20 protein-coding genes are annotated in these 20,122 nt (G+C 51.4%); 10 read left to right on the forward strand and 10 right to left on the reverse strand.

From position 1 onward, the window contains the following. Positions 1-108: 108 nt before the first annotated feature. Positions 109-372, reverse strand: coding sequence for a hypothetical protein (locus FOC66_RS07235; RefSeq protein ID WP_003749052.1), 264 nt, complete (start codon positions 370-372; stop codon positions 109-111). Between the two features lie 234 nt (positions 373-606). Here FOC66_RS07235 and FOC66_RS07240 point away from each other — a divergent pair, with 234 nt between their 5' ends. Then, positions 607-1,026 (forward strand): CopD family protein, encoded by a 420-nt coding sequence (locus FOC66_RS07240; protein WP_003749054.1) that lies wholly within the window; start codon positions 607-609, stop codon positions 1,024-1,026. A 38-nt stretch (positions 1,027-1,064) separates the two neighbouring features. Further along, entirely contained in the window at positions 1,065-1,535 is a 471-nt protein-coding gene (locus tag FOC66_RS07245; protein WP_003749055.1) for a CYTH domain-containing protein, read from the forward strand. A 155-nt stretch (positions 1,536-1,690) separates the two neighbouring features. On the opposite strand, the gene ubiG is transcribed toward FOC66_RS07245, so the two are convergent. The 4 genes from ubiG to FOC66_RS07265 all read right to left on the reverse strand — a co-directional run bounded on the left by ubiG (position 1,691) and on the right by FOC66_RS07265 (position 4,722). Continuing rightward, positions 1,691-2,404, reverse strand: a complete 714-nt coding sequence (gene ubiG, locus FOC66_RS07250) for a bifunctional 2-polyprenyl-6-hydroxyphenol methylase/3-demethylubiquinol 3-O-methyltransferase UbiG (protein ID WP_003749057.1) — start codon at positions 2,402-2,404, stop codon at positions 1,691-1,693. A gap of 162 nt (positions 2,405-2,566) precedes the next feature. After that, entirely contained in the window at positions 2,567-3,100 is a 534-nt protein-coding gene (locus FOC66_RS07255) for a c-type cytochrome (protein ID WP_003749061.1), read from the reverse strand. Positions 3,101-3,562: 462 nt separating this feature from the next. Next, entirely contained in the window at positions 3,563-3,835 is a 273-nt protein-coding gene (locus tag FOC66_RS07260) for a GIY-YIG nuclease family protein (protein WP_003749065.1), read from the reverse strand. Continuing rightward, positions 3,832-4,722 (reverse strand): LysR family transcriptional regulator, encoded by an 891-nt coding sequence (locus tag FOC66_RS07265; protein ID WP_003749067.1) that lies wholly within the window; start codon positions 4,720-4,722, stop codon positions 3,832-3,834. The genes FOC66_RS07260 and FOC66_RS07265 overlap by 4 nt, the downstream gene beginning before the upstream one ends. 119 nt (positions 4,723-4,841) lie before the next feature. On the opposite strand from FOC66_RS07265, the gene FOC66_RS07270 reads away from it, so the two are divergent. The 4 genes from FOC66_RS07270 to FOC66_RS07285 all read left to right on the forward strand — a co-directional run bounded on the left by FOC66_RS07270 (position 4,842) and on the right by FOC66_RS07285 (position 10,619). Further along, complete coding sequence (locus tag FOC66_RS07270) at positions 4,842-5,498, forward strand: NAD(P)-dependent oxidoreductase (protein WP_003749068.1); 657 nt, start codon at positions 4,842-4,844, stop codon at positions 5,496-5,498. A gap of 91 nt (positions 5,499-5,589) precedes the next feature. Beyond that, a complete protein-coding gene (gene mnmE / locus FOC66_RS07275; RefSeq protein WP_003749070.1) occupies positions 5,590-6,954 on the forward strand; it encodes a tRNA uridine-5-carboxymethylaminomethyl(34) synthesis GTPase MnmE in 1,365 nt (454 codons plus the stop codon). A 1,029-nt stretch (positions 6,955-7,983) separates the two neighbouring features. Then, entirely contained in the window at positions 7,984-9,786 is a 1,803-nt protein-coding gene (gene rmuC / locus FOC66_RS07280; protein ID WP_003749072.1) for a DNA recombination protein RmuC, read from the forward strand. Positions 9,787-9,824: 38 nt separating this feature from the next. Further along, positions 9,825-10,619 (forward strand): glycosyltransferase family 8 protein, encoded by a 795-nt coding sequence (locus FOC66_RS07285; RefSeq protein ID WP_003749074.1) that lies wholly within the window; start codon positions 9,825-9,827, stop codon positions 10,617-10,619. Between the two features lie 194 nt (positions 10,620-10,813). Here the strand turns inward: FOC66_RS07285 and dapD are convergent, their stop codons facing one another. From dapD to fur, 3 genes are all read right to left on the reverse strand, one after another. After that, positions 10,814-11,635 (reverse strand): 2,3,4,5-tetrahydropyridine-2,6-dicarboxylate N-succinyltransferase, encoded by an 822-nt coding sequence (gene dapD, locus FOC66_RS07290; protein ID WP_003749076.1) that lies wholly within the window; start codon positions 11,633-11,635, stop codon positions 10,814-10,816. Between the two features lie 262 nt (positions 11,636-11,897). Then, entirely contained in the window at positions 11,898-12,641 is a 744-nt protein-coding gene (gene aat / locus FOC66_RS07295; RefSeq protein WP_036494039.1) for a leucyl/phenylalanyl-tRNA--protein transferase, read from the reverse strand. Between the two features lie 77 nt (positions 12,642-12,718). Further along, the gene (fur, locus tag FOC66_RS07300; protein ID WP_003682812.1) at positions 12,719-13,216 is read right to left on the reverse strand and encodes a ferric iron uptake transcriptional regulator; all 498 of its coding nucleotides are present in this window, start codon (positions 13,214-13,216) and stop codon (positions 12,719-12,721) included. Positions 13,217-13,367: 151 nt separating this feature from the next. On the opposite strand from fur, the gene FOC66_RS07305 reads away from it, so the two are divergent. From FOC66_RS07305 to gyrB, 4 genes are all read left to right on the forward strand, one after another. After that, a complete protein-coding gene (locus FOC66_RS07305; RefSeq protein WP_003749079.1) occupies positions 13,368-13,763 on the forward strand; it encodes an outer membrane protein assembly factor BamE in 396 nt (131 codons plus the stop codon). A 9-nt stretch (positions 13,764-13,772) separates the two neighbouring features. After that, a complete protein-coding gene (dapB, locus tag FOC66_RS07310; protein WP_003749081.1) occupies positions 13,773-14,582 on the forward strand; it encodes a 4-hydroxy-tetrahydrodipicolinate reductase in 810 nt (269 codons plus the stop codon). A gap of 89 nt (positions 14,583-14,671) precedes the next feature. Continuing rightward, entirely contained in the window at positions 14,672-15,559 is an 888-nt protein-coding gene (gene prmA / locus FOC66_RS07315) for a 50S ribosomal protein L11 methyltransferase (protein WP_003684134.1), read from the forward strand. 194 nt (positions 15,560-15,753) lie between these two features. Further along, complete coding sequence (gyrB, locus tag FOC66_RS07320; RefSeq protein ID WP_003749083.1) at positions 15,754-18,144, forward strand: DNA topoisomerase (ATP-hydrolyzing) subunit B; 2,391 nt, start codon at positions 15,754-15,756, stop codon at positions 18,142-18,144. A gap of 82 nt (positions 18,145-18,226) precedes the next feature. Here gyrB and FOC66_RS07325 read toward each other — a convergent pair whose 3' ends face one another. Together FOC66_RS07325 and queA are read right to left on the reverse strand one after the other, a co-directional pair. Continuing rightward, positions 18,227-18,856 (reverse strand): hypothetical protein, encoded by a 630-nt coding sequence (locus tag FOC66_RS07325; RefSeq protein WP_003749084.1) that lies wholly within the window; start codon positions 18,854-18,856, stop codon positions 18,227-18,229. Positions 18,857-18,971: 115 nt separating this feature from the next. Continuing rightward, a complete protein-coding gene (gene queA / locus FOC66_RS07330) occupies positions 18,972-20,000 on the reverse strand; it encodes a tRNA preQ1(34) S-adenosylmethionine ribosyltransferase-isomerase QueA (protein WP_003749086.1) in 1,029 nt (342 codons plus the stop codon). Between the last annotated feature and the right edge of the window lie 122 nt (positions 20,001-20,122).

Consider the following 20,122-nt stretch of genomic DNA (forward strand, 5'->3'; position numbering starts at 1 on the left):
TTATCAAAACTTATTAGGAACAATGAGTGCGCCCTGCCCCTAACAAAATTTTCGAGAAAACAGAAGTCCGCATTTCAAACTCCTATCTCCCCCGGCCCATCGCTCAAATCAATTTTTGCCCTTTTTATCGCCGGCGGCCAAACGCATATTGATAAATTCCATCATCAAATCTTTTTTCGCCCAGAAAAAGGTTTTCATTTTTTCCAAAGAATAGATTTTCCGAATCATCGTCGGCAATCCTGCGTGAACAATGGCCGCGACTTCGCCATTGGTTGTTTCATTGTCCATGGCGGCTTTGAGGTTTAGATTGTGCGTATTCAGGTAGTCGCAAAGCGCTTTTCTGACGCTGCTGCTGATTTCAAATTGTTTCATGTTTTCCGTCCATAATGCTTTTATAGTTAAATAGCATAGGATTCTAGCAAGTTTTTTGCATTATGCATATCTCAATGTGCATATTATTGCGGAATTTACAATTTGGCTTTTGGGTAAAATCATGCCTGCAACACATTGTTGCGGCGCACCCTGTCGGATTGTTTTGACTATTTTGTTTCGGCCTGGGCCGCATTGCGGATAAAATAACGGTTTTAGGTGTTGAGGCCGTCTGAAATGTATTTGTGGTTTAAGCTGTTGCACATATTTTTTGTGATTTCTTGGTTTGCAGGACTGTTTTATCTGCCGCGGATTTATGTGAATCTGGCGCAATTGGAACCCGGCAGCGCGGAATATGTACGGCTGACGGATATGTCGCAGCGGCTGTACCGCTTTATGTCACCTTTGGGCTGGGGAACGCTGATATTCGGCGCGGCCATCGGCTTTGTCAACAATTGGTGGGGCAACGGCTGGCTGGCGGTTAAATTATTGTGCGGCCTGCTGCTCTTGGCCTACCAGCTTTATTGCGGCCTGCTGCTGCGCCGTTTCCAAAACGGCAGCAATGTGTATTCGCACCGCTGGTATCGGGTATTCAACGAACTCCCCGTTTTAATGATGGTGGCCGCGCTTTATATGGTGGTTTTCAAGCCGTTTTAATCTTCAGACGGCCTGTTTGGTAAATAAGGAAAGAATTCATGACGGTCGAAATTGAACGCCGCTTTTTGCTGGCGGATGACAGTTGGCGCGAAGCGGCAGGCGAGCCGCTGGTATTGCAACAGGGCTATTTGAGCGTGGAAAAAGAGCGCACCATCCGTGTGCGGATTATCGGTTCGCAAGCCTGGCTGACCCTGAAAGGCTATATTTCCGACATGACGCGCAGCGAATTTGAATACGAAATTCCTCTGGCTCACGCGCAAGCGATGATGGCGGATATGTGCCCGTTTAAAATGGAAAAATACCGCTATCGTGTCGAATTTGAAGGCTTTGTGTATGAAATCGACGAATATTTCGGCGACAATGCGCCCTTGATTGTGGCGGAAATCGAATTGCCGTCTGAAGATACCGAGTTCCCCAAACCGTCTTGGTTGGGCAAGGAAATCACGTCAGACGGAAAATTCACTAATGCGTATTTGAGCAAACATCCGTATTCGTCTTGGACGGAATAACGGGTACAACCCACATACAAAAAAGGCATGTATCAAACATGCCTTTTTTCTTTCTTTTCAGACGGCCTGATTTGCCTTACCGATATTTGCATCGAGCTGCTTTCGACATACCGTTTCAAATATCGGGCAAGCCCGTGTATTTTATCCGTGTAGTCTTATGCCGGACGGCAGGCCACCATGTAGTTAACTTCGGTCGAGTCGCACAGGGAATAACGGCCGCTCAACAAATTGTAGGTCATGCCCTTGCTGCCGACGGTATCCAATCCGGCTTGGCGGCACATGCGCGCGAGTTCTGCCGGCGTGATGAATTTTTTCCAGTCGTGCGTGCCTTTGGGGACGAATTTCAACAGATATTCCGCACCGACTATCAGATGCAGATAAGATTTGGGATTGCGGTTGATGGTGGAGAAAAACACCATGCCGTCTGGTTTGACCAGTTTCGCACAGGCTTGAACGATGGCGGCCGGATCGGGAACGTGTTCCATCATTTCCATACACGTTACCACATCGAAGCTGTGCGGCTGCTCGGCGGCGAGGTCTTCGACGCGGATGCAGCGGTAATCGATATTGGCAACGTGTTGGCTGGCCGCATGGGCAGCGGCGGTTTGCAGGGATTTTTCCGCCATATCGATGCCGGTCACGTGTTCTGCGCCGCGTTTGGCCATGCTTTCGGACAAAATACCGCCGCCGCAGCCTACATCCAACACACGTTTGCCTGCCAATCCGGCATAGCCGTCGATATAGTCGAGGCGCAAGGGGTTGATGTCATGCAGGGGCTTGAATTCGCCGTTTTTATCCCACCATTTGTCGGCGATTTGGCTGAACTTGGCGATTTCGCCGGCATCTACGTTGTCGTGTTGATTGCTCATGGTTTGCTCCTGCATAAAATCATTCGCCTGATTTTAGCCGATTGTGCTTCAAAATAAAATGTTTCAGACGGCCTTTGCCCGTTTATCGGCCCTATTTCAACTTTCATCCGCCTGCCCATAAAAAACGCACCTTGCGGCAAGGTGCGTTTCAATCGGCATGATTTAGAATTTAGCGCCAGATTCGTTGGCCATGTAGTCAACTGCGGCTTTCACTTCGTCGTCGCTCAAGCTGCTGTTGCCGCCTTTGGCAGGCATGGAATTAAAGCCTTCGAGGGCGTGCTTGTGCAAGGTGTCTTTGCCTTGTTTAATGCGAGGCGCCCAGTCTTCTTTTTTGCCTACGGCCGGAGCGCCGGGAATCAAGCCGCCGTGGCATGCTTTACAGTTCGCTTCAAAAACGGCTTTGCCGTCCACTTTGGCGGATTCGGCAGGCTTGGCTTCAGCGGCAGGTGCTTCGGCTTTCTCTTCGGGCTTGGCGGCTTCTTCAGGTTTGGTGACTTCCTCTGCTTTGCTGGCGGCGGCTTCAACCTTATCGGCAGCTTCTTGAGCAGCAGATGCAGTCGCATCGGCAGCAGAAGCGGCTTCGTTTTTCACTTCAGATGCAACGGCTTGAGCAGTCTCTTGTGTCTCCTGTTTAGCCTCTTGGGAACAAGCTGTCAAACCAGCCATCATCATTACGGCAATCAGTAATTTGTTCATGTTCTGTCTTTCCTTAATTTTATTTAAATCACTGTTTTATATAAACAGCTCAAAAATTCTAACACAGAAACTAATACTTTCGACCTACACTATAATAAATATTGGTATAAATCAGATTTTGTCACAAAAACTGAAAAACATATTGACACCACCTCTCTACTCGGATAGAAATTACCCCATTTGTCATGAAGCGCAATAACTTTCATTTTATTGTTCAAGCAGTTACTCATCTTATTTTCAAAGTTTCTTTTAAAATTCAACTTTTTACCGACTTCTCCATGAATAGCGTCAACCTGAAAGTCATCCCCATCCCAACCAGGCCGTCTGAACCCCAATCAGGTTTCAGACGGCCTTTTTGAATCATGTTAATAAACATTTGCCGCTTGGCCATGCAAAAGACACCGGCAGGCCTACTTGTTTATAGAGTTTTTCATATTCCGACTACGATTTAATCCAATACCATTAGCCTTTTGCCAAGGTTTCAGCTTCAGCCCACAAGCCCCGCTTCTGCTCCGCTGTCAATTTCTTAATCCCGATTTCCCGTTTCAGCGCCTCACTTTTAGTCAGGCCGTCTGAAACGATGCGCATCTCGACAGGCTTGTTCAAACGCGTGTATTTCGCGCCTTTTCCTGACAAATGCGCCGCAAACCGCTCTTGCGGACGGTTGCTGATGCCGCAATAAAACGCGCCGTTTTCGCACAAAATCAGATAAACACACCAATTTTCCGCGTTCATAAATTCCCTTCCTTGGCAAAACTCTCGGTAAAAATGCGCACGGCGGCTTCGGTTTTGGCAGACTGCACACGATAAGGCGTTACCAAATAAAGGCTGACCGGCGGCAATGTCCATTCGGGTAAAACGCTTTTCAGACGGCCTTGCGCAATTTTCTCCCTCACTTCGCCGCTCACCTGCAAAGACAAACCGAAACCGCTTTCGGTCAGGCTGCGCACAGCGGCCAAATGCGTGCAGGCAATGCTGTCGGCAATATCGAGAAAATAGCTTTCCCCTCCGTGTTGTAAGGTTGTGCGGACGGGCAGGAAGTGCAGCCAGCGGTGGGCATGAAGCTGCGAGGGATGGGTAATAGGCGGATGGCGGTCGAGATAATCGGGCGCGGCGCAAATGGTGTACGGCCAAGTAACAAGATGACGCGCGACCAGATTGGGATCGTCCAAAGCGCGGTCGCCGCCGCGTATGGCGATGTCGGTCTGATTGTGTTGCAGATCGTCCAAAGTATCGCTGAAATTAAGGATAGGACGGATTTTGGGAAACTCGGTTTGCAATCGCGAAAACGCCGTCTGAAAAGCGCGGGATTCGATGACCGTAGAAGTCAGGGCAATCCGCAATTCGCCGACGGGTTCTGTTTTCAGATTGTCGATAACGGTACGCGTATCGGACAAGGTAGCGGCGAGGCGGCGGCAGTATTCGCCCAGGGCGCGGCCGGCATCGGTCGGCGCAAGGCTGCGCGTGCTGCGGTTTAACAGCTTGATGCCGTGCAGGGTTTCGAGGCGGTTGATGTGCTGGCTGACCGCCGACGGGGTCATGCCCAGCGCGGCAGCGGCGGCGTTCATGCTGCCGTGTTCAAGGACGGTAGCGAAAACAAGCAGGGGTTTGATGTCTTGCATTTCGACTGATTATGTAGTTCAACTTCACAATCATAACAGCAAAACAGGGATTATCAAGCGTTTCAGACGGCCTTACAATGCACTCATCTAATCAATCACATCCCCACAAGGAGTCAAACATGAAAATCGCAGTTATCGGTGCAACTGGTTATGTCGGCAACGCAGTCGTGCAAGAATTGGCAGGCCGCGGTCATGAAGTAACCGCTTTCGCCCGCAACACGGACAAAGTGTTCCAAGCGCAAAATGTTGCCGCAGTCTCTGCAGATGTCAACGCAGCAGATTTTGCCGACAAACTGGCCGGTTTTGATGCCGTGGTCAGCGCGTTCAACCCGGGCTGGACCAATCCCAACATCGGCGCGGATTTCACGCGCGGCGCAAACAGCATCGTCGAAGCGGCAAAAGCGGCGCAAGTGCCGTATCTCTTGATTGTCGGCGGCGCAGGCAGCCTGTATGCCGCGCCCGGTTTGCAAGTTGTCGATACGCCCGACTTCCCGAAAGAAATTTACGACGGCGCCAATGCCGCACGCCATCTCTTGGCAGAACTCCTGCCGCGCCGCGACGTGAACTGGTCTTTTGTTTCCCCTCCGGCACGACTGGGCGCGGACGGCGGATTCGGCGAAGACAAAACCGGCAAATACCGTTTGGGCAAAGACGATTTGCTGATGGACGGTGAAATTCCGGCAGGCATCAGCGTGACCGATTTGGCAGTCGCCATCGCCGATGATGTGGAAAACAAAGCGCATTTGTTTGAACGCTTTACCGTCACCGCTGTTTAATCGTCTCAATTTAAAGGCCGTCTGAAACCCAAAGTTTCAGACGGCCTTTTGCTATAATACGCCCATTAAATTTACCTATACGCGAGTTCCCATGTCCGCATCCCAACCCACCATCGCCGCCATCGCCACCGCACCCGGACGCGGCGGCGTCGGTGTGATCCGTCTTTCCGGCAAAAACCTGCTGCCTTTGGTGCAAACCCTCAGCGGCGGCAAAACGCCCAAACCGCGCACCGCGCTTTACACCGACTTTCTCGGCGGCGACGGGCAGCCGATAGACAACGGCATCCTGCTCTACTTCGCCGCGCCCGCCAGCTTCACCGGTGAAGACGTGATTGAATTGCAGGGACACGGCGGCCCCGTGGTGATGGACATGTTGCTCTCGCGCTGCCTCGAACTGGGCGCACGCATGGCCGAGCCGGGCGAATTTACCAAACGCGCCTTCCTCAACAACAAACTCGACCTTGCCCAAGCCGAAAGCGTCGCCGACCTCATCGACGCCTCCAGCAAGTCCGCCGCACGCATGGCGTTGCGTTCGCTCAAAGGCGCGTTTTCCCAACACATACACGAGCTGGTGGACGACCTTATTACTTTGCGGATGCTGGTTGAAGCCACGCTGGACTTCCCTGAAGAAGACATCGACTTTCTCGAAGCCGCCGACGCGCGCGGCAAGCTCCAAGCCCTGCAAGGCCGTCTGAAAACCGTCCTCGCCAGCGCGGAACAAGGCGCGATTTTGCGCGAAGGCATGAACGTCGTCCTCGTCGGCGCGCCCAATGTTGGCAAATCCAGCCTGCTCAACGCCTTGGCGGGCGACGACATCGCCATCGTAACCGACATCGCCGGCACCACCCGCGACACCGTGCGCGAACAAATCACTCTCGACGGCGTGCCCGTCCACATTATCGACACCGCCGGCCTGCGCGAAACCGACGACGTGGTCGAGCAAATCGGCATCGAACGCAGCCGCAAAGCCGTCTCCGAAGCCGATGTCGCCCTGATTCTGATTGACCCGCGCGAAGGCGTGAACGCCAAAACCCAAGCCATTTTGAACAGCCTGCCCGAAGGTTTGAAAAAAATCGAAATCCACAACAAAGCCGACCTGACCGGCGAACCCGTCGCCGTCCGTTCAGACGGCCTCGCGCAAACCGGTGCGGACACCGTCATCAGCCTGTCCGCCAAAACCGGCGCGGGTCTCGACTTGCTCAAACACGCGCTGTTGCAGGAAGTCGGCTGGCAGGGCGAAAGCGAAAGCCTGTTCCTCGCTCGCAGCCGCCACCTCAACGCCCTGCACGAAGCCGAAGCCGAGCTGGAAAACGCCGCCCTCTGCGACAACAACCAAATCGAGCTTTTCGCCGAACACCTGCGCCTCGCCCAAAACGCGTGCAGCGAAATCACCGGCGAATTCACCGCCGACGATTTGCTGGGCGTGATTTTCTCGCGCTTCTGTATTGGCAAATAAAACGGTTTGCCATCAAATAAAAAGGCCGTCTGAATGTTCAGACGGCCTTTTTTATCACCAAAACAAGCTTTGTTTTACTCGTATTTATTTATCGGCAGCTTCTGCCATATTCTTGACGATATTGGTCGCACCCACTGTCAAACCGGACATGCCGATCAGAGAAGCCGCGGCCAATTTGATTAATTTTTTCATTCTGACTCTTTTCTGTGTATTGATTGAGGAAGCGTTGTGTGTTTTTATTTGTCGGCATCAGCCATATTGTGGGCAATATTGGTTGCACCGGCGGTCAGGCCGGACATGCCGATTAAAGAGGCTGCAGCCAGTTTGATTAAAGTTTTCATTGTTTGTCTCACTTTCTTGTCTGTCGGCCGAAAAACGGCCTAAGTTGCGTTTTCTAAAGTATTGTAATTAATTCGTTTATAATTGAATTATTTGTGTACAGCCGTTTCAATATTACGGGAGATACCGATAGCAGAAGCGGATATTCCGGACATACCGATTAAAGAAGCGGCAGCAAGCGTTATTAAATTTCCCATTTTCATTAATCCTTTTTCATAGAAACAAAATGTTATTTAACAACATACACATTTTTTCATCGGCATCTGCGCTACCGACAGGGCGAATCATACCGTTTTAAATGTAAACTAATACAGCTTAATCGTAAATATATAGCGCAAAAATCAAACATACCAATATTTTTTGTTAATTTCCATTATTTTTTGAAAATGACACCGATGTCTTACCAAATGACACCGATGTCTTGATTACATACGCACTACAAATGTGTTTCATTTCCCCCATAAAATCGCGCCTTTTTTGTTGCAAAATTGCACTATAATTAAAATATATTTTAAGATTCAATATCTTATGAATTTATATTTTTTACAACAAAAATATTTAATTAGTCAAAACCAATACCTTTGATAGCTTCTTTTAAAGAAAACACACGTTTCTAGCGCATATCCGACCATAAAATGCGTTGCAAATATATGATATAGTGAAACATTCCGTGTATTGACTATTTCCAGCATGAACACCACCCTAATCCTGACCGGCGCGGCCGCATTTTTTATCGGCGCGCTGTTTGCTTGGCTGATAACACGCTACCAAGCTCAAAGCCGACACTTTACCGTTTTGCAAGAATTGGCCGAAGCCCGCCGCCTGCATGAGTTTGCCGAGCAGGTACAGGCTCAAACTACGGCAGACTTGGCGCAAAGCCGCCATACCGTGCAGGAATTGCAAGATGAATTGCAGGAGACGGGCAACCGCTTTGCCGCGGCCGAAAAACAAATTGCCTATCTGCAAGATTGCGAGGCCGAAGCCGAAACCTTAAAACACGAATGTGCAAAATGGCAGCAAAGCGCGCAAAACCTGCAAATCAACAATGAGCGCCTAAACACGCAGCTGGTTCAAGAACAGGCCTTGAGTGCGGATAAAAATACGCTTTTGCAACAGCAGGAAACGGAAAAAGGCCGTCTGAAACAAGACTACGACACGCTGTTAGAGCAAAACCATGCGCTGCAAGTCCAAAACGAACGCCTCTCCACACAACTGACCCAAGAAAAAGCCAATATCGACGACAAAAACAGCCTTTTACAGCAACAGGAAGCCGAAAAAGGCCGTCTGAAACAAGAATACGCCGCCCTTTTGGAGCAAAACCACGCACTTCAAGTCCAAAACGAGCGCCTCAACACCCAATCGGAAAAAGACCGTCAGGCCGCCGAAGAAAAATTGGCCCTGCTGGCAGATGCGCGTCAAAACCTGAGCGACCAGTTCCAAAACCTCGCCAACACTATTTTGGAAGAGAAAAGCCGCCGCTTTACCGAGCAAAACCACGACCATCTCCAGCAACTGCTCAATCCGCTCAACGAACGCATCCACGGCTTCAGTGAGCTGATTCAGCAGACTTATGAAAAAGAAGCCAAAGAACGCCTGACTATCGAAAACGAGCTCAAACGCCTGCAAACCCTCAACACTCAGCTCCACCACGATGCTAAAGCGCTGACCACCGCGCTGACCGGCACGCAAAACAAAACCCAAGGCAACTGGGGCGAGATGATTTTGGAAAGCGTATTAGAAAATTCCGGCCTGCAAAAAGGCCGCGAATACATCGTTCAAGCCTCCAGCGTCCGCCACGAAGCAGACGGCACCCAGCGCCGCCTCCAGCCCGACGTCCTCATCAATCTGCCCGACAACAAACAAATCGTCATCGACTCCAAAGTATCGCTGACCGCCTACGTCCGCTATACGCAAAGCACCGGCGCAGAAGCAGAGCGCGAGCTTGCCAACCACGTCGCCAGTATCCGCGCCCACATCAAAAGCTTGGCAGCAAAAGATTACACCGACCTTGAAGGCGTCAAAACGCTGGACTTCGTCTTTATGTTCGTCCCTGTCGAACCTGCCTACCTCCTCGCCCTGCAACACGATCCGAACCTCTTCCAAGAGTGTTTCGACAAACGCATCATGCTGACCGGCCCCAGCACCCTGCTCGCCACCCTGCGCACCGTTGCCAATATCTGGCGCAACGAGCAGCAAAACCAAAACGCGCTGGCCATTGCCGAGGCCGGCAGCAAACTCTATGACAAATTTGTCGGCTTTGTCGAAAGCATGGACGGCATCAATAAAGCGCTTGGTCAGGCACAATCCCAGTTTCAGACGGCCTACAGCCGCTTGGTTTCCGGCAGGGGCAACCTCATCAGCAGCACTGAAAAACTGCGCAAATTGGGCATCAAAGCCGGCAAACAACTGCAACGGGATTTAGTAGAAAAGGCCGTGTCGGAAACCGAAGACCACGCCGCTTTACCCACCACACAAAATCAAGAAAATGACTGAAAAAATTTAAGACATTGCAAATAAAGGGAATTTAATCAATGAGCAACATCACCATCGTCCTTGCCGCCGATACCGGCTACGCCGAGCAGGTTCATACCCTGATGAAGTCCGTCTGTACGCACAATACAGGTGTCAATTTCTACCTTATGCACAACACCTTCAGGAAAGAATGGATCAACTATACCAACCAAAAACTCGCCGCCAGCGGCAGCCGTCTGAATGACGTCAAAATCGAAATGGACTTCAGCCAATATCGCCGCCTGTCCCATATTTCGGATGCCGCATTTTTCCGCCTGATGATGCAGCACCTGCCCGTCGACCGCGCCCTTTATCTCGACAGCGATATGGTGGTTACCCAATCCCTGCACGATTTGTTCAACCTCGATATGCGCGGCTATCCCGTTGCGGCGGTACAAGATTCCTTTCTTGCCCATACCGAATGGAGTCACCCGACCGGCCTGCACACCACACCCTATTTCAATTCCGGCATGCTGCTGGCCGATTTGTGTCAATGGCGCAAACACAATATCGCGGAGCAACTGCTGCAAACCGCCGCCACCATTGATAAAGCCGTCCCCTTTGGTGACCAATGCTTTCTAAACACCGTATTTCAAGAAAACTGGCTGCAATTGGAAGAATCTTGGAATTTCCAAACAGGCGCAGTCGAATACTTCCAAAAACGAAACCTCAGCGAAGTATTCCCCAAACCCGACACCGTCCCGCCCGTTATCCACTACACCACACGCGCCAAACCGTGGTTGTGCGATTATGGCGAAATTCCTTTTATCGAAGTCTATTGGCAATACTATTGCGCCGATTGGCCGAAAGCGTAACTTCAGGTAGGAACTTCCATTCTCTACAATTATCTTTAAACAACCCATCATCAAAAACAAAAGGCCGTCTGAAATCGTTTCAGACGGCCTTTGAGCCATAAAAAACAGGCAGAACATTCTGCCTGTTTTGTGTTCAAACCCGACCGTAAAGCAGGCTTTTTCACCTACCCTCAACCGGCGTCATCGTTATCCGATTAAATACCGCGCAACAATTCATTCACGCTGGTTTTCGCACGGGTTTGCGCGTCCACGCGTTTGACGATAACTGCGCAGTAGAGGCTGTGGCTGCCGTCTTTGGAAGGCATGCTGCCAGATACGACAACCGAACCAGCCGGTACGCGGCCTTGATAGATTTCGCCGGTAGTGCGGTCGAGGATTTTGGTGGATTGACCGATGAACACGCCCATAGAAATCACGCTGCCTTCTTCGACAATCACGCCTTCGACGATTTCAGAACGCGCGCCGATGAAGCAGTTGTCTTCAATGATGGTCGGGCTGGCTTGCAAGGGTTCGAGTACGCCGCCGATGCCGACGCCGCCGCTCAAGTGAACGTTTTTACCGATTTGTGCGCAAGAGCCGACAGTCGCCCAAGTGTCGACCATCGCACCTTCGTCAACGTATGCGCCGATGTTGACATAAGAAGGCATCAACACGACATTTTTCGCCACAAAGCTGCCGCGGCGGGCAACCGCACCCGGAACTGCGCGGAAGCCTGCGCTGCGGAATTCGTCTTCAGACCAGTCGGCAAACTTGGTCGGCACTTTGTCAAAATATTTGTTCACGCCGTCGTTGAGGATTTCATTATCCTGAATGCGGAAAGACAGCAATACGGCTTTTTTCGCCCATTCGTTGACTTTCCATTCGCCCACACCCAAACGCTCGGCAACGCGCAGTTTGCCGGAGTCGAGTTGATGAATGGTTTCCAAAACCGCTTCACGCACTTCCGGGGTAACGGTATTCGGATTGATTTCGGCACGGTTTTCAAAAGCCGTTTCAATGATGTTTTGCAAAGACATGTTGATTCCTTCAAGAGATCAGGGCCGTCTGAAACCTATTCAGGCCGCCCTATTACAAATATTTAACTCGTTATTTTGCCATGTAAAAGCGATTTCGTCAGCTATTAACATGATGAGTGCCGCGCGTTACACGGCCGGATTTCGGCTAGGCCAAGATTTTCAGACGGCCTGTTCAAGTGAATGGAATAGCATTTATTTTCTAACTAATTTTCCAGCTACGATATGCAAGCTGTCGATTCTACCGACACGCCGTGCCGATAAATCAATTACCACCAATCTTTTGTAGAAGATTTTCAGCCACCACGCCACATTCAATATTCCGCTTTAACGGTTTCGCATTTAAATCCTTCAAGGCCGTCTGAAAATCGGCAAAATCCATCAACTGCGAACCGAAACGGCGCATATGTTCCGTATCCTGCTGACAGTCTATCAGCGCAACGCCCAAATCCGCCAAAAATGGGACGGCGCAGGCAAACGCAATCTTTGACGCATCGGGACGCAAAGCAAACATCGACTCGCCATAAAACACACAGCCGATTTGCACGCCGTAAAACCCGCCAGCCAACTGCATTTCGCCTTGTTCATCCGGCAGCCAGCATTCAAACGAATGCGCATACCCCTGATGGTGCAACTTCAAATAGGCCGTCTGAAACGCAGGTTCTATCCACGTTCCGTCCTGTTCCGGACGCGGCACATCGGCGCAATGGGCAATCACTTTTTCAAAACAGCAGTTGACCGTTACCCGATACGGCTTGTTACGCAAAGTTTTGGCGAGCGAACGGCCGATATGCAGGCTTTCCGGCACAATCACGGCTCGCGGCGCAACCGCATACCAGAAAAACCAACCGTCGCGGCTAAACCACGGAAAAATCCCCTGCCCATACGCCGACAACAGCCGCCCCGTATCCAAATCGCCGCTGACACCGACCAAGCCGTCGCATTCTGCCAAAGCGTAAGACGGTTCGGGGAAACGATAATCCCGTGGCGCAAGTAAAGGAATTTTCATCGTAAAGCCCATAAAGTTTCAGACGGCCTCAAGCTGAAAACGCCCAAGGCCGTCTGAAAAATCAACATACAAACTGATTAACGTTTGGTTTTGGTTTGGCATTCGCCGCATACGCCGTACATATACAGCGCGTGATCGACGATGCGGTAGCCGTTTTCTTCGGCGATTTTGTCTTGCAGCGCTTCGATTTCCGGATTGTGGAATTCGGTTACTTCGCCGCATTTCACGCAAACGATGTGGTCGTGATGATCGCCTTTGTCCAATTCGTAAACCGCTTTACCGGTTTCAAAATGGTGGCGTTGCAAAATGCCGGCCTGTTCAAACTGGGTCAGCACACGGTAAATCGTCGCCACGCCGATTTCCACGCCCTCTTCCAACAGGATGCGGTACACATCTTCCGCACTCAAATGCTCCTCGGCATGAGTCTCGAACAAGTCCAAAATTTTCAAACGCGGACCCGTAACTTTCAAACCACTGTCTTTCAATTGCGCAATGTTGCTGAATTTTTCCATAATATTCAATATCCCTGTAAGGTAATAACCGTTATAATACGCACTTTCCGCCCGTTTGCCCACTATTGGGCCGTTAAAGGGCGGCAATCTGCCGCCGGTCTTGCAATTGAAAATCGGCGAAAAGAAAAATTAAGAAGATGATTATCGTTTGCTTTTTAAAAATATTCAAGCGATGATAAACATCTTTTCCGAAATGACACAGAAAGGTAAGCCCGTGAATAAAGCCTTATGCCTTGCCATCGCCGCTATTTTAGGTCTGGCCTCATGCAGTGCCGAGCGCGTATCCAACTTTCCATCCTACAAACTCAAAATCATTCAAGGTAACGAGCTCAATCCTCGCGCCGTGGTTTCCCTGCGCCAAGGTATGACCCGCGACCAAGTCCAACTGCTGCTCGGTACGCCGCTCCTGCGCGACGCCTTCCATGCCGACCGCTGGGATTACACTTTCAACACCAGCCGCAACGGCATCATCAAAGAACAAAGCAACCTGACCCTGTACTTTGAAAACGACGTCCTCGCACGCGCCGAAGGCGATGCCATTCAAAAATCCATCGAAGCAGTTCAAGCCGGACAAAACATCGTTCCGACCACCGAAACCAAGCCGAAATAAGGAAGCCCCATGAGCGCATTGAAAATCGCCATTGCCGGCGTCAACGGCCGCATGGGCCGCGTCTTGGTTGAAGCAGTCAACAACCATCCCGATGCCGTCCTCTCCGGCGCACTCGAGCATTCCGGTTCGGAAGTATTGGGTTTGGATGCAGGCTTCGCCTCCGGCCTCAAAACCGGCGTTGCCATTTCAGACGACGTGGATGCCGTACTGGCTCAAAGCGATGTCCTTATCGACTTTACCCGCCCCGAGCCAACCCTGAAACACCTGCAAAAATGCGTGGAAAAAGACGTCAACATCATCATCGGCACCACCGGTTTTGACGACGCAGGCAAAGCCGCCATCCAAGCCGCAGGCGAAAAAATAGGCGTTGTCTTCGCCGCCAACTTCAGCGTCGGCGTCAACCTGACCTTCCACATCCTCGACACCGTCGCCCGCGTGTTGAACGAAGGCTACGACATCGAAATCATCGAAGGCCACCACCGCCACAAAGTCGATGCCCCAAGCGGTACCGCATTGCGCATGGGTGAAGTCATTGCCGACGCCCTCGGCCGCGACCTCAAAGAATGCGCCGTTTACGGCCGCGAAGGCCACACCGGCCCGCGCGATCCGTCCACCATCGGTTTTGCCACCGTCCGCGCAGGCGACATCGTCGGCGACCACACCGCCCTCTTCGCCACCGACGGCGAGCGCGTGGAAATCACCCACAAAGCCAGCAGCCGCATGACCTTTGCCGCCGGCGCCGTACGCGCCGCAGTTTGGGCAAACGGCAAAAAAGGCCTGTACGATATGCAAGACGTATTGGGTTTGAAAAACCGATAAACCCGCATTATCAGGTTTCATCCCTGACAAGGCCGTCTGAAAGCACAACGTCGATTTTCAGACGGCCTTATTAAAAAGAAAGCCCCACCATGTCCTATCAACAAATTACCATCAACGTCAACGATGCCGTCGCCGAACGCCTTGCCGACGCGCTGATGGAACACGGCGCATTGTCCGCCGCCATTGAAGATGCCTACGCCGGTACAGAAAACGAGCAGGCCATTTTCGGCGAGCCGGGCATGCCGACCGAGCAAATCTGGCAACAAAGCAAAGTCATCGCCCTTTTCGGCGAAAGCGACGACGCCGCTTCCATTATCGAAGCCGCCGCGCAGGAATGCGGTTTGAACGATTTGAAATACACCGGCGAAATCCTTGAAGATCAAGACTGGGTACGCCTGACCCAAGCGCAATTCGACCCGATTCAAATTTCCGACCGCCTGTGGATTACCCCGTCTTGGCACGAAGCGCCCAACGGCAACGCCGTCAACCTGCAACTCGACCCGGGCCTTGCCTTCGGCACCGGCAGCCATCCGACCACCCGCCTCTGCCTCAAATGGCTCGACACGCAGCTCAAAGGCGGAGAAAGCGTATTGGACTACGGCTGCGGCTCCGGCATTTTGGCCATTGCCGCCCTCAAACTCGGCGCAGGCTCCGCCATCGGCGTAGACATTGACGAACAAGCCATCCGCGCCAGCAAAGACAATGCCGCGCAAAACAACGTCGACGCGCAGTTCTACCTGCCGGACGGCCTGCCGCAAGGCCAATTTGATGTCGTTGTCGCCAACATTCTGGCCAACCCGCTGCGTATGCTCGGCGAAATGCTTGCCGCACGCACCAAACAAGGCGGCCGCATTGTCTTGTCCGGCCTTTTGGACGAACAAGTCGAAGAACTCAGCGGCATTTACAGCCAATGGTTCGACATCGAGCCTGCCGAAATCGAAGAAGGCTGGGCGCGATTGAGCGGCGTCAAACGCTAAAGCTGTTTTCCGATACAAAGGCCGTCTGAAATTTAAGCTTTCAGACGGCCTTTTTGTACTTAAAACGCTGAATATTCCAGCAAAATCAGGTATAATTGCCTATTATTTTGACCTTTCGGAACACATCCGCCGCGCCCGTTTGACATTTCATTGCGCGCACGGAAAAATTCCTTGAAATTCAGCAAGAAAAGACCATGACTGACCAAAAACACGAAGAATACGGCGCCGACAGCATACAAGTGCTGGAAGGCTTGGAAGCGGTACGCAAACGCCCCGGTATGTATATCGGCGACACGCAGGACGGCAGCGGCCTGCACCACATGGTGTTCGAGGTGCTCGACAACGCCATTGACGAAGCGCTCGCCGGACATTGCGACAAAATCACCGTAACCATCCATGCCGACAATTCCGTCAGCGTGGCCGACAACGGCCGCGGCATGCCGACCGGCATCCACCCGAAAGAAGGCCGCTCCGCTGCCGAAGTCATCATGACCGTCTTGCACGCAGGCGGCAAATTCGACAACAACAGCTACAAAATCTCCGGCGGCCTGCACGGCGTAGGCGTCTCCGTCGTCAACGCACTGTCCGACTGGGTAACGCTGACCATCTACCGCGACGGCAAAGAACACTTCGTCCGCTTCGTACGCGGCGAAACCGAAGAGCCGTTGAAGGTTGTCGGCGATTCCGACAAAAAAGGCACGACCGTACGCTTCCTTGCCAGCGCGGAAACCTTCGGCAATGTCGAATACAGCTTCGACATCCTTGCCAAACGCATCCGCGAACTTTCCTTCCTGAACAACGGCGTGGACATCGAACTGACCGACGAACGCGACGGCAAACACGAAAGCTTCGCCCTTTCCGGCGGCGTGGCCGGCTTCGTGCAATACATGAACCGCAAAAAAACACCGTTGCACGAAAAAATCTTCTACGCGTTCGGTGAAAAAGACGGCATGAGCGTCGAATGCGCGATGCAATGGAACGACAGCTACCAAGAAAGTGTGCAATGTTTTACCAACAACATTCCGCAACGCGACGGCGGCACCCACTTGACCGCACTGCGCCAAGTGATGACCCGCACCATCAACAACTATATCGAAGCCAACGAAGTGGCCAAAAAAGCCAAAGTGGAAACCGCCGGCGACGATATGCGCGAAGGCCTGACCTGCGTGTTGTCCGTCAAACTGCCCGATCCAAAATTCTCATCGCAAACCAAAGACAAACTGGTTTCCAGCGAAATCGGCCCCGTCGTCAACGAAGTCATCAACCAAGCCCTGACCGACTTCCTTGAAGAAAACCCGACCGAAGCCAAAATCATCACCAGCAAAATCGTCGATGCCGCACGCGCACGCGAAGCCGCACGAAAAGCCCGCGAAATTACCCGCCGCAAAGGCGTGATGGATGGTTTGGGCCTGCCGGGCAAACTGGCCGACTGCCAAGAAAAAGACCCTGCCCTGTCCGAACTCTACCTCGTCGAGGGCGACTCCGCAGGCGGTTCCGCCATGCAGGGCCGCGACCGCAAATTCCAAGCGATTTTGCCGCTCAAAGGTAAAATTTTGAACGTCGAAAAAGCACGTTTTGAAAAAATGCTGGCCAGCCAAGAAGTCGCCACGCTGATTACCGCTCTAGGCGCTGGCATCGGCAAAGAAGAATTCAATGCCGAAAAACTGCGCTACCACCGCATCATCATCATGACCGATGCCGACGTGGACGGCGCGCACATCCGCACCCTGCTCCTGACCTTCTTCTACCGCCAAATGCCCGAGCTGGTCGAACGCGGCTACATCTACATCGCCCAGCCGCCTTTGTACAAAGCCAAATACGGCAAACAAGAGCGCTATCTCAAAGACGAATTGGAAAAAGACCAATGGCTGCTCGGTTTGGCCTTGGAAAAAGCCAAAATTGTTTCAGACGGCCGTACCATCGAAGGCGAAGAGCTTGCCAATACCGCCAAACAATTCCTGTTGGCCAAAACCGTCATCGAGCAAGAAAGCCGCATTATTGACGAACTCGTCCTGCACGCCATGCTGCACGCTTCGCCGGTCGACCTCAGCACGGCAGAAAGCGCAGACCGCGCCGTTGCCGAATTGAGCGGCCTCTTGGACGAAAAAGAAGTCGCACTCGAACGCATCGAAGGCCACGAAGGACACCAGTTCATCAAAATCACACGCAAGCTGCACGGCAATGTGATGGTGAGCTACCTCGAGCCTAAGTTCCTCAACAGCAAAGCCTATCAAACCCTTACCCAAACCGCCGCCGCACTCAAAGGCATGGTCGGAAAAGGGGCGAAGCTCTACAAAGGCGACAACGAATACGACATCGACAGCTTTGAAGCCGCTTTGGACATCTTGATGAGCGTTGCCCAAAAAGGCATGTCCATCCAACGATACAAAGGCTTGGGTGAGATGAACCCGGAACAACTTTGGGAAACCACGATGGATCCTACCGTCCGCCGCCTCCTGAAAGTCCGCATCGAAGACGCCATCGCCGCCGACGAAGTGTTCGTCACCCTGATGGGCGACGAAGTCGAACCGCGCCGCGCCTTCATCGAAAACAACGCCCTGCTGGCACAAAACATCGACGCCTAAGCATGGAAAGATAAAAGGCCGTCTGAAAAACGATTTTCAGACGGCCTTTTTGTTTTTTTGTATTTTATTCACAATATTCTTTTTATAATCCAAAGTCCGATAACTTTTTGTGTTTACTTTCAAGTAAATCATGAATAAATTGCGGTTCTATTTCTAATAATGATTTTACAGTATCATGGATTTCCCAATACTGTTTACTTGGATAGTCAATAATATGCTGTAGATACTCCTTAACGAGCGGTACATACTCTATAAACTGCATTTTCGTGACCAGCCAAAACAACTCACTGATAGAAAAATCTGCCGATGATGCTTTACGAATAATTCTAGCCACAGGAGGAAAGATTTTCTGACGTGCATCATCACCTTTTTGCTGACTCTGATCTGCTTTAGATGCCCAGTAACTGATAAAAGCAGACAAGATATGCCGATCTGTATCATCATAACCATGTAAACGATGATCAATCATTCCCTCTGCCTCCCCTTTCTCAAACATCAAAACCAAAGTATCAAAGCCTTCATCAATACCCCAGTGAGCAAGCAGGCGCGCTGAATCAAATTGCAATACCTCATTTTCATTGGATAGCAATTCGATTAATCCATCTATCCTCTCTTGCGGCACATCCTCCAAGTCAAGCTCTTCTGGAATCGTCGTATAGTCCACATTTTCCGGTACGCTATACAGCAAAAAATCTATTTTTTTCTCATCCATTAATTTGACCCTTAGGCAACTTACTTAAGCCGCGTATTCTAGTAGAACGTTCCAACTGATTCAGATTCGGGACAACCCAAATACCCCATTTGAAACGCTCCAATCCGTTTCCGATTTATTCCGCTTTTCCCAAAATCATCGCATCGCCATAGCTGAAAAAGCGGTATTCCTGTTCCACGGCATGGCGGTAAACGCTGCGGATATGTTCCATGCCCGAAAACGCGCTGACGAGCATCAGCAAGGTTGATTTGGGCAGGTGGAAGTTGGTAATCAATCGGTCGGCAACATTGAAGCGGTAGCCCGGCGTAATGAAAATATCGGTATCGCCGCGACCGGCTTCCAGACGGCCTGTTTCGCATGCGGCGGATTCCAAGGCGCGCATGGAGGTTGTGCCCACTGCCCACACTTTATTGCCGCGCGCTTTGGCGGCTTCAACGGCGGCAACGGTCTCGGCCGGTACGTCAAACCACTCGCTGTGCATTTTGTGTTCTTCAATTTTATCGACGCGCACGGGTTGGAATGTACCGGCACCGACGTGCAGGGTTACTTCTGCGGTTTCTACGCCTTTGGCTTTCAGACGGCCCAATAATTCATCGGTAAAGTGCAAGCCTGCCGTCGGTGCGGCCACTGCGCCTTGATATTTGGCGTACACGGTCTGATAGCGGCTGTCGTCTTCATCATCGGCCGCGCGTTCGATATAAGGCGGCAAGGGCAGATGGCCGTTTTGCTCTAAAAGTTCGTAAACGGTTTGCGCGCCTTCAAATTTCAGGTAAAACAATTCTTCCGCGCGCTCCAGCATGACGGCGCGGATATCGCCTTCAAAAATCAATTCTGTACCCGGTTTCGGCGATTTGGACGAACGGATATGCGCCAATGCGGTATGCGCGTCCAATACCCGTTCAATCAGGGCTTCGATTTTGCCGCCGCTGGCTTTTTGGCCGAACAGGCGCGCCTTCATCACTTTGGTATTGTTAAACACCAGCACATCGCCCGGTGCGACATAATCGGGTAAATCGCCGAAATGTTTGTCTTCAATCGGCAATGTGGGCAAGGCAACCAGAAGCCTGCTGCTGCCGCGCACTTCCGGCGGATGCTGGGCAATCAGTTTTTCGGGCAATTCAAAATCAAAATCGGAAATATCCATCGTCGTGCATAATTTAAAAAAACAGGCGCCATTATACGCGCAAAGTAGGTTTTCAGACGGCATGTTTTGTCGAAAAACCAATAAATTAGAATAAACGCTCTTGGGGAAATCACTTTTTAACG

It is taken from the genome of Neisseria mucosa, assembly GCF_013267835.1.
Lineage (GTDB): Bacteria > Pseudomonadota > Gammaproteobacteria > Burkholderiales > Neisseriaceae > Neisseria.